7 protein-coding genes and 1 pseudogene are annotated in these 10,214 nt (G+C 47.6%); 5 read left to right on the top strand and 3 right to left on the bottom strand.

Features of this window, described 5'->3' with window-relative positions; genetic code table 11:
• Positions 1-474: 474 nt before the first annotated feature.
• Entirely contained in the window at positions 475-1,398 is a 924-nt protein-coding gene (locus E0L21_RS24105; protein ID WP_165501951.1) for a LysR family transcriptional regulator, read from the bottom strand.
• Between the two features lie 230 nt (positions 1,399-1,628).
• On the opposite strand from E0L21_RS24105, the gene E0L21_RS24100 reads away from it, so the two are divergent.
• From E0L21_RS24100 to E0L21_RS24090, 3 genes are read left to right on the top strand one after another with little or no spacing between them, the layout of a single operon-like run.
• Positions 1,629-2,825, top strand: a complete 1,197-nt coding sequence (locus E0L21_RS24100; RefSeq protein ID WP_131413761.1) for an MFS transporter — start codon at positions 1,629-1,631, stop codon at positions 2,823-2,825.
• Between the two features lie 11 nt (positions 2,826-2,836).
• Positions 2,837-3,865 (top strand): alpha/beta hydrolase, encoded by a 1,029-nt coding sequence (locus E0L21_RS24095; RefSeq protein ID WP_131413760.1) that lies wholly within the window; start codon positions 2,837-2,839, stop codon positions 3,863-3,865.
• Positions 3,866-3,918: 53 nt separating this feature from the next.
• The gene (locus tag E0L21_RS24090) at positions 3,919-4,362 is read left to right on the top strand and encodes a cyclophilin-like fold protein (RefSeq protein WP_131413759.1); all 444 of its coding nucleotides are present in this window, start codon (positions 3,919-3,921) and stop codon (positions 4,360-4,362) included.
• Between the two features lie 11 nt (positions 4,363-4,373).
• Here the strand turns inward: E0L21_RS24090 and E0L21_RS24085 are convergent, their stop codons facing one another.
• Complete coding sequence (locus tag E0L21_RS24085) at positions 4,374-5,015, bottom strand: recombinase family protein (RefSeq protein WP_131413758.1); 642 nt, start codon at positions 5,013-5,015, stop codon at positions 4,374-4,376.
• Between the two features lie 167 nt (positions 5,016-5,182).
• Here E0L21_RS24085 and E0L21_RS24080 point away from each other — a divergent pair, with 167 nt between their 5' ends.
• Positions 5,183-8,170: a Tn3 family transposase gene (locus E0L21_RS24080; protein ID WP_131413757.1), complete on the top strand. Its 2,988-nt coding sequence runs from the start codon at positions 5,183-5,185 to the stop codon at positions 8,168-8,170.
• 320 nt (positions 8,171-8,490) lie between these two features.
• Complete coding sequence (locus E0L21_RS24075) at positions 8,491-9,447, top strand: sensor domain-containing diguanylate cyclase (protein WP_131413756.1); 957 nt, start codon at positions 8,491-8,493, stop codon at positions 9,445-9,447.
• 582 nt (positions 9,448-10,029) lie between these two features.
• Here E0L21_RS24075 and E0L21_RS25135 read toward each other — a convergent pair.
• Positions 10,030-10,214 (bottom strand): annotated as a pseudogene (locus tag E0L21_RS25135) (hypothetical protein); the annotation flags it as partial.

The raw sequence follows: 10,214 nt of genomic DNA, 5'->3' as shown, positions 1-10,214 counted from the left end.
TGCCTTGTATTAAAAAGATATGCATGCCGGATAGTGGGTTCATTCATACAGAAGCATGATATTCAACTGTGTTTGACAGTTATGAAAATAACCAGTGTTCAAATAGGTTCCAGGAAGAACTGAAGTACGCCCAAATCGTATGATCATAATGAAATGTGTACTGCAACACTGGCGATGTATTCTGGCCGTAAAAGCGGGAAAACCAGGCATCGCCGGTAATACGTAGCACCAACATCAACTTACAAACCGCCACCTAATCCTGAAAAGCAGTGCTGCTCCGGGCCAGAGGTCTGATATCGCGTTTACACTTTAAAGTATGTTGTAACTAAAATGATGTTGCAGTGAATTCATTGCTGAAAGCACAGCATCAAAATGCCCTGATGGGCTCCGTTTGGGAAACGGAAAATATTGTAAGTTAAGGTGATTTTTTGTACCGTCAAGGCTGTTTTTTGGCCACGCCAGCCTTTGGAAAAGTTATACTTCCGGCGACTCACTGGCAGGTTTGCGTTTTCGACTTACCCGCAGCGCTTCAACGACCAGTGAGAATGCCGGAGAAGGTTGTTTTCTGCTGGGATAATATAAGTAGTAGCCTGGAAATGGTTTGCACCATTGCTCCAGGACGCGAACCAGTCTGCCGTCTTCAATATGAGGTTCAAATTCTTCTTCTGGCAAAAAAGCAATCCCGAGTCCCGCAAGCGCTGCATCAACAATGTGTTCAGATGTATTAAAAATGAGCTGCCCGCTGACACGCACGTTAAGATCTCCCCCTTCCTGATCAAAATCCCAGATATACAACCCGCCTGACCTGACCATTCGTTGATTTATACATTTATGCTGCGTCAGCTCATGGGGTGTTCCAGGAACTGGATACCTCGAAAAATAATCCGGAGATGCCACTGCGGCCATACGCAATTTGGGACCAATGGGGACTGCTATCATGTCTTTATCAATGGTGTCACCCAGTCGAACACCTGCATCAAAGCGGTCTGCCACAATGTCGCGAAAACCATGGTTCGCATCGAACTCGATATTAATATCCGGATACTCATGTAGCAGTGATGTCAGTTTTGGCAGCAGCGTGCTGTGCAAAACATTTGGTCCACAGGTTATGCGGACTGTTCCTGCCGGTTTATCACGCAGTTCGGTCAGAATATCCAGTTCGGCTTCAATTTCATCAATACGACTCCCTATAGCCAGCAGCAGTCGTTCTCCAGCTGACGTCGGCGATACGCTGCGGGTGGTTCGCGTCAGAAGGCGAATTTGCATACGCTCTTCAAGTGCAGAAATCGCCTGGCTGAGAGCGGATTGAGTGACACCCAACTGTGCAGCGGCACGGGTAAAACTGCGTTCACGGGCGACTGTGACAAAATAAAGAAGGTCGTTCAGGTTGCGTTTCATCAAATACAGCCCTCATTAATAAGCAGTACTTATAAAGCCTTTAAGTATTCATTAGCTAGTAATAATGCCCCTTGCATGTAAAATTTCCAACAATCGATGAGTAAGTGATGGTGAATTAATTCCGTTGCCCTTTTTCATCGTGCTTCACCTTTCATTTTCTGACGTTATTCCTGTGAATAGCGTCCGGTTCCGGCTTGCCTGAAAACTGCCGGGGGATTCGGAGTCAGCATATGTCCACATCGTTGAGAGACTCATATCTTCACAAAGAACGCGCGTACTGGAGCGGCGTACTGGCAATGACATTATGCGTCTTTGCGCTAATTGCTTCGGAATTTATGCCCGTCAGCCTGCTGACGCCTATTTCGGGAGAGTTAGGCGTCAGTGAGGGACTGGTAGGACAGGGGATCGCCATTTCTGGCGTGTTTGCGGTAATGACGAGTCTCTCTGTATCTACACTGGCCGGGGGGATCAACCGCAAGATATTACTGTTGAGTATGACTGCATTGATGGCGATTTCCGGAGCTATTATCGCGTTAGCGCCCAGTTATCTGATTTACATGGTTGGTCGTGCTCTGATCGGTATTGTTATTGGTGGATTCTGGTCGCTGTCTGCTGCCACGGCTATTCGCCTCGTTCCGCGGCATCAGGTTACCCGCGCGCTGGCTATTTTTAACGGGGGCAACGCGCTGGCAACTGTTATAGCCGCCCCACTGGGGAGTTATCTGGGGTCCGTCATCGGCTGGCGGGGTGCATTCTTTTGTATCGTTCCGGTCGCGGTGATTGCTTCTATCTGGCAGTGGTTCAGCCTGCCGACAATGCCCGCAGATAAAGAAGATAAACGTACCGGCACTGTTTTTCGCCTTTTTGCTAACCCTGTTGTGGCCGCGGGCCTTGCAGCCTGTGGATTGTTCTTTATGGGGCAGTTTTCTTTGTTTACATACCTGCGTCCGTTCCTTGAGACAGTAACACAGGTGGATATCGCCACGTTGTCGTTCACCTTGTTGACCATCGGTGTCACTGGCTTTATTGGTAGCCTGGTAATTGGCATATTTTTGAAATACGGCTTCTATTCCACGCTTATTGCTATCCCTTTCCTGATGGCGGTCATTGCCGTCGCCCTGATTGCTTTTGGTCACAGCATATGGATTGTTGCACCATTGCTTGGTTTATGGGGATTAATCGCAACTGCCGCGCCTACCGGTTGGTGGACATGGATCGCCAGAACTGTGCCGGAAGATGCGGAGGCTGGCGGTGGTCTGATGGTTGCCGTGGTGCAGTTGTCCATCGCACTTGGCTCCACAATCGGCGGATTAGCATTTGACCACAGCGGCTATCAAAGCACTTTTACCATCAGTAGCCTCTTATTAGTGATAGCTGCTGCCTTAGTTATATTGACGTCACGTAAAGATTTCCACCACACCCGATGAGGAATTCCCTGATGAGAATATTTACCTTGCTGTTAGGACTGTTAATCAGTTCATTTGCTGCAACAGGAGCTGATATGTCTAACGGAGCTGATAATTTTTACAAAAGCGATAAAGTCACCCAGAAAAAGGTGACTTTTAAGAACCAATATCAGATGAACGTAGTCGGCAATCTGTTTATGCCTAAAGGGATGGATCAGACCGCTAAAAAACCCGCAATTGTCATTGGCCACCCGATGGGAGCAGTAAAAGAGCAAAGCTCAAACCTGTATGCACAGAAACTGGCGGAACAAGGGTTTGTAACGCTGGCGATTGACCTTTCCTTCTGGGGAGAAAGTGAAGGAAAGCCCGGACATCTGATTTCACCGGAGATTTATTCAGATGATTTCAGTGCCGCAGTCGATTATTTGAGTACTCAGCCTTACATTGATCCGGATAATATTGGCGTGCTGGGTATTTGTGGGAGTGGGAGTTTTGTTATCAGTGCTGCCAAAATTGACCCGAGAATGAAGGCCATTGCCACAGTCAGCATGTATGACATGGGGTCTGCTTTCCGGAACGGACTTCATCACTCAGTTACGCCTGAACAACGCAAAGCGTTTATTAAATCTGCAACAGAACAACGTTTTGTTGAGTTCAAAGGTGGAGAAATTGCCTATATCCCCGGTACTGTTAACAAGCTTGATGACTCAACGCCAGCCATCCAGCGAGAATTCTTCGATTTCTACCGTACCTCCCGTGGCGGTTATACGCCACAGGGTGAGAAAGAAGAGCTGACTACAAAACCGATGTTGAGCAGTATTGGAAAATTTATGAACTTCTATCCGTTCAACGATATCGAAACCATTTCGCCACGCCCGATGTTATTCATCACAGGTGATCAGGCGCATTCGAAAGAATTTAGCGAAGATGCTTACAAACGTGCCGGACAGCCGAAAGAGTTGTACATCGTGCCAGGCGCAGGCCATGTTGATCTGTATGACCGTACCGATCTCATCCCTTTTGCTAAACTGACATCATTCTTTAAAGCAAACCTCAAATAATGGTCTGAAGTCGCATCCTGCAGGGTGCGACTAATTTTCGCGAGAGTTATCATATGAAATATCTGTATGCCTTAATATATTGCCTGCTTCTGGCAGGTACTTTTGCTGGCCATGCCGATACCTCGACCCCGCCTTTTAAGGTAAGCACAATGACAGTTAAAATGAATATTAACGGCCAGCAATTTTATGTCAGACTTCACGACAACCCTGCGGCTAAAGCATTTGTTGATGCTTTACCTTTGCAACTTGGAATGGATGAGCTGAATGGTAATGAGAAGTTCGCTGATCTTCCTCATGCGTTGCCTTCCAGCCCGGTGCACCCGGGCTCCATTCAGGCTGGCGATCTCATGCTGTACGGTAAGCAAACGTTGGTTTTGTTCTATACATCATTTGAATCCTCATATCGCTATACCCCGATTGGGAAAGTTATTAACCCAGAGAGTCTCACCGCTGTAATGGATAAAAAGAAAGTATGGGTTGAGCTTGATAACAATTAAATCAGCAATCTTTAGTTCGTAGGCTCATGCAGATAGAGAGCCTGAATCCTGCATATTTGAGAACAACTGTATCCTGTAGCCTCAGATGTTTCTTTGATACTGAGTTTTTTTACCTGCCGGTAGTACATCACTTTCTGGTGTCGTTCATAATCGGCCTGCTTCCCCCGGTATTTACCCAGCGTATGAGCTCGTTCAATCCCCTGTTTTTGCCGCTGGCGGCGGCTCAGCCAGTCCTTATGCGACATCGCAGCCATCAGATCGATAAGCATGTTATTGATGGCTGTTATCACCGCGCGGGTAATTGGGTCAGCCTGCACAGGGTCTTTATCTGACAGCGCCTGCCATGAGGTGGGGACATCCAGACTGACAATCCGCAACTCGTGCTGCTCAATCTGCTTTTTCAGCGTCATCCAGTCGCTGTTACTCAGGCGGGTCAGGCGATCTATCTGCTCGACCAGCAAAATATCATTATGATGGCTGTCCATCAGTAAACGTCCCAATTCCGGTCGGTCGAGTTTTGTACCGCTGATATTCTCCCGATAGTAGCTGGCGATTTTGAATCCCCGTTCCTGGACAAACTGCTCCAGCATCGCTTTTGCCCGATCGGCAAACTGATCTTCCGTCGATGCCCTTAAATAAGCTCTGATGAACATTTTTTCACCACATTATCGCATTTAGGTTATTGCATTTAATCTATCGCATATAGGTTATGTCATTCATTGCGTGCCGTCACGTTTTGCTTATGGCGTCAGGGTGTACCCTTATGCGATAACCATTTTTGTTAAAAATATCGCATCGAATAATTTACGAGAGAAACTATATGGCAAGGAGGCAGATTCTTTCTCAGTCGGAAAGAGAATCATTGCTGGTATTACCTGACGATGAGTTAACGCTGACCCGAATGGCGTATTTCAGTGAGCAGGATCTGGCTCTTATTAATGCACACCGTAAATCTTCCAGCCGGTTTGGTTTTGCTGTTCTTCTCTGCTATCTGAAAAGTATTGGATTTGCCCCGGATAAAAAATCGCCACCATCCGCAGAGCTGCTCAGAATTATTGGTTCCCGTCTTAAACTTTCAGCAGAACTCTGGCAAGAGTATATTTCTGGGCGCGATACCACCCGGCGTGAACACCTGAGTGAACTTTATCGTTATCTCGAGCTTACAACCTTTAATGGAGCCCTTCAGAAAGAATGCATTCAGTATCTGCTCCCACTGTCCACGAGGACGGATCGGGGCATATTTATCGCTGAGGAATTATTGAAGCATCTGCATCAGCGACGAATTATTGTTCCTGGTATTGATGTTGTGGAACGTACCTGTGCTGAAGCGATGACGCTGGGTGATAAAGCCGTTTATACCACGCTGAATGTGCATCTTACCGCCCCGCAGAAATCAGCGTTTGATGCGCTACTGGCGACAACTGAAAAACAAATTTCCCGTTTGACGTGGTTGCTTCAGCCTCCGGGGAAGATCAACGGAAAGAATGTGCTGCAACATATAGACCGCCTTAATGCCATCGAAGCACTGACTATACCGGAAGGTGTGGAGAGAACCGTTCACCAGAATCGATTACTTAAACTGGCGCGGGAAGGCCGTAAAATGAGCAGTCGCGATTTAGCTGATTTTGCCCCGGCACGTCGGTATGCGACGATGGTTTGTGTACTTACGGAGGCCAAAGCCACAATCATTGATGAAATTATAGAACTGCATGAACGCATACTGGGCAGTATGTTCAGCCAGGCAAAACGACAGCAGGCCGAACGCCTTCAGAAAACGGGTAAATTGATACAGCAGAAATTACGCCAGTATATTTCCGTTGGTCAGGCGATCCTGGATGCACGCAACGCTGGCGAAGACCCTCTGTCTGCTGTTGAACGGGTATTACCGTGGGAGGATTTTGCCGCCAGCTTAGAGGAAACCCGCCTCCTTGCACGAAAGGATAATTTCGAACCGCTTCATCTCATTACCGAGAAATTCAGCACGCTGCGCAAATATTCTTCCCGACTTTTATCGGCCCTGCAACTGAGAGCCACTCCGGCCGCCTTACCTCTTAAAGATGCTCTCGATACTATGAGTGAGATGTATCGCAAACAGCTAAGAAAGGTTCCCTCATCAGCACCGCTGGATTTCATTCCTGAGAGCTGGAAAAAGATGGTGATCACTCCCTCAGGTATTGACCGGCAATACTATGAAATTTGCGCAATGAATGAGTTGAAGGGAGCTCTGCGGGCCGGTGATATCTGGGTCCGGGGTTCCCGTCGTTACAAAAACTTTGATGACTACCTTATGCCAAGCAGTGATTTTGATAATTTGTTAAATAATAACCGGTTAAATATACCTGTCGAAACAGAATGCGGGGCTTACCTTAAGACTCGGCTGACGCTGTTGGCCTCCCGTCTGGAGGAAGTCAATGCAATGGCAGTCACCGGGGATCTGCCCGATGTGGATATATCTGACAAAGGTGTAAAGATCACGCCTCTGGATAACAGTGTTCCTTCAGCAATTTCGCCTCTGGCCGACCTGATTTACAACATGTTGCCGCATCCAAAAATTACAGAAATACTGGATGAAGTTGAACGATGGACAGCTTTTACACGCCATTTTACCCATCTGAAGAACCCTCTTACCCGCCCGCAGGATAATCGTTTGCTTCTCACCACCATCCTGGCGGATGGCATTAATCTGGGGCTGACAAAAATGGCAGAATCTTGTCCGGGAACCACAAGGGCTTCGCTGGAAAATATGCAGGCATGGTATATCCGCGATGAAACTTACTCTGCTGCGCTGGCTGAACTGGTTAATGCCCAGAAGTCACGCCCACTGGCGGCATTATGGGGAGATGGTTCAACCTCATCTTCTGACGGCCAGAATTTTCGGGTTGGCAGTCATGGCCGCTATGCGGGCCAGGTCAACCTGAAGTACGGTCAAGAGCCGGGCGTCCAGTTTTATACGCACATTTCTGACCAATACAGCCCATTTTACACCAAAGTCATCAGCCGCGTTCGTGATTCAACCCACGTACTTGATGGGTTGCTGTATCACGAAAGTGAACTTGAAATCACCGAGCATTACACCGATACGGCAGGCTTCACGGAGCATGTTTTTGCTCTGATGCATCTGTTGGGATTCGCTTTTGCGCCAAGGATCCGGGATCTTCACGACAAACGTTTGTTTATCCAGGGGAAGGCTGATAAATACTCTGCGCTACAGTCAATTATTTCCACAACACCACTGAACATCAAGGAGATAGAAACCCACTGGAGCGAAATCCTGAGGCTGGCGACCTCGATAAAGCAGGGTACAGTGACCGCGTCTTTGATGCTTAAAAAATTGGCCAGTTATCCGAAACAGAATGGGCTTGCTAAGGCGCTGAGGGAAATTGGTCGCATCGAGCGAACACTGTTTATGCTGGACTGGTTCCGCGATCCTGCATTACGTCGCAGGGTTCAGGCCGGTCTGAACAAGGGAGAAGCCCGGAATGCGCTTGCCAGAGCCGTCTTTATGCACCGTCTTGGCGAAATAAGGGATCGTGGTCTGGAAAACCAGAGTTACCGCGCCAGCGGACTAACGTTGATTACAGCCGCGATCACATTGTGGAACACGGTATATATAGAAAATGCCATTAACCTTTTGAAAAGAAAGGGGCTGTATCTTAATGAGCAATTGCTGTCACATCTGTCCCCGCTGGGCTGGGAGCACATAAATCTGACAGGAGATTATATCTGGAGAAACAATAAAAAGCTGGCTGAAGGGAAATATCGACATTTGTGGCCAGTTGATATCAGTCAGTACAAAAAATCATTTTAACGTACAATATTTTCCGTTTCCCAAACGGAACCCTGATAACCGCTCACTGAATCGCCACGGGTTATACAGGCACCCCATCCCCACCAACCCGACGTTTTGTCAGCGATTCAGTGATGTTTAACTTTCTACTAAAAGAGGGGGTTGTGAGCTGAAAGGCTGCGACAGGAGAAAAGCAGGCGGGATCACATGTCGTGCGCCGCGTAGCAAGCAGGCGGTCAATTATCGTTTGAACTATATTGTTCTCATGGCGTGGAAGGCTCAGCCAGTCTGGATGCAGGCAACGTAGCTGGCATAAAGCAAGTATATCTCTGCGAGGCCGTATGAAATTTCCAGGAATCCCCGAAAATGAAGAAGAACGATTAAAGTCTCTCCATCTGGCAGACCTGCTGGATACAGGTGCCGATGAACGTTTTGATCGTTTAACTCGCCTTGCAAAAAAGGTCTTCCAGGTGCCTGTCGTACTAATAAGCCTGCTTGATCGCGAGCGCCAATGGTTGCTTGCATGTGAGGGGCTGGGTATTAAGGAAACGCCCCGTAACATCTCTTTTTGTGGTCATGCCATTTTGCAGGAAGGCCCCTTTATTGTTAACGACGCAGCTAATGATGAACGCTTCCATGATAACCCTCTGGTGACGGGTGAGCCTTACATCAGATTCTATGCAGGCTACCCGGTACATCTGCCTGATGGTCAGGTAGCAGGTACGCTTTGTCTGATCAATACCACCCCCCGTGGCTTTAACGACGATGATATTGCCTCACTCAAGGATTTAGCCTTTATTCTGGAAGATGAATTCAGGGTGATTGGAATGGCCATGACAGATAGCCTGACAGGTATCTCTAATCGTCGTGGCTTTTACAGGACGGGGGAAAAACGATTCCGCAGCCTTGCTAAAGATAATGCGGCATTTAGCCTTATCTTTTTTGATCTGGATAGATTCAAACCTATCAACGATCTCTGGGGGCACGCTGAAGGTGATGAAGTATTAAAAGTATTCTCAGCGCTGTTGCACCAACATCTTGGTGCCGGAGATGTCGTAGGACGTCTTGGTGGGGATGAATTCGCCGTTCTCGTTACGCAGCAGGCTCATGCTGATGCTTTCTTGAACAATCTCCGAAAGAGTGTGGATGAGTACAACAAAAAATCTGGTAAGCCGTACAACATTAATTATTCCTTTGGAATGTTGCATAGTGACGCGCGTCGTTACCAGTCGCTGGGCGAGATGCTTAAAGAGAGCGACGAGGTGATGTACTCCGCAAAGCGTCGTAAGAGGATATAAGCACACATCTTTCACAACTTGTCCTCATGCGTTCAGTAACAGGTGAGCGGACAGAGATACCGCTCGTTCCTTCATCGCTCTCCCCTTCTCTCTGCATATTCCCGCCTCCCTGCACTTCTATGCCACAGTGCCTGGCTTCAACATTATGATAAAGTGCAAAGAACCCGATTTTGCTTATATCAATAGTGGTGAATCACAACTGATGACCCCTGATGGATGGAACACGAGAGAAGTAGCAAGGTCACTCGTACGTGGCATTAACTATCGCTATTGGGAATGGTGGATGGGGTTTCTTCACCTACAAGCAAGGGGGTTGTGTCCCTGGTAGCGGGGCTGAATCTATATGCAGATACATCTGAAAGTGTTCTATGAGCAGTATTTTGTTACTTTTCCCCTTTTGGACTACTAAAGCAATAGTTGAATACTTATACCTGCCGAGATATACTTTTTACCAAGGATGGTTACAGGGATTCTAAATTGAATCGCATCCCGCAGCCGGAAACGGTTCGACCAGTTCGAAGAAATTGCGTCCTGCCCCATAATATAACTTTATTATGGCTGAGGCCCCCGAAAGGGGGCCGATTATTTTCTGTTCCCAGCTTCCTTCGGTATTCTCCCACCCTTTCGTTTTTTCTGCGTATCCATAGCAACCTTGTACAGACTCAACGACTTGTGTGGTATAGGCTCACCTAGTGCACCCGCACCTTTTCTAGCGAAAAAAGCTGACAGAATGTGCATTCTGAGTAGTCGTTTTTCCTTAAAGAACG

Source organism: Kosakonia quasisacchari (assembly GCF_004331415.1).
GTDB lineage: Bacteria > Pseudomonadota > Gammaproteobacteria > Enterobacterales > Enterobacteriaceae > Kosakonia > Kosakonia quasisacchari.
This window is presented reverse-complemented; position numbering and strand designations above follow the sequence as displayed.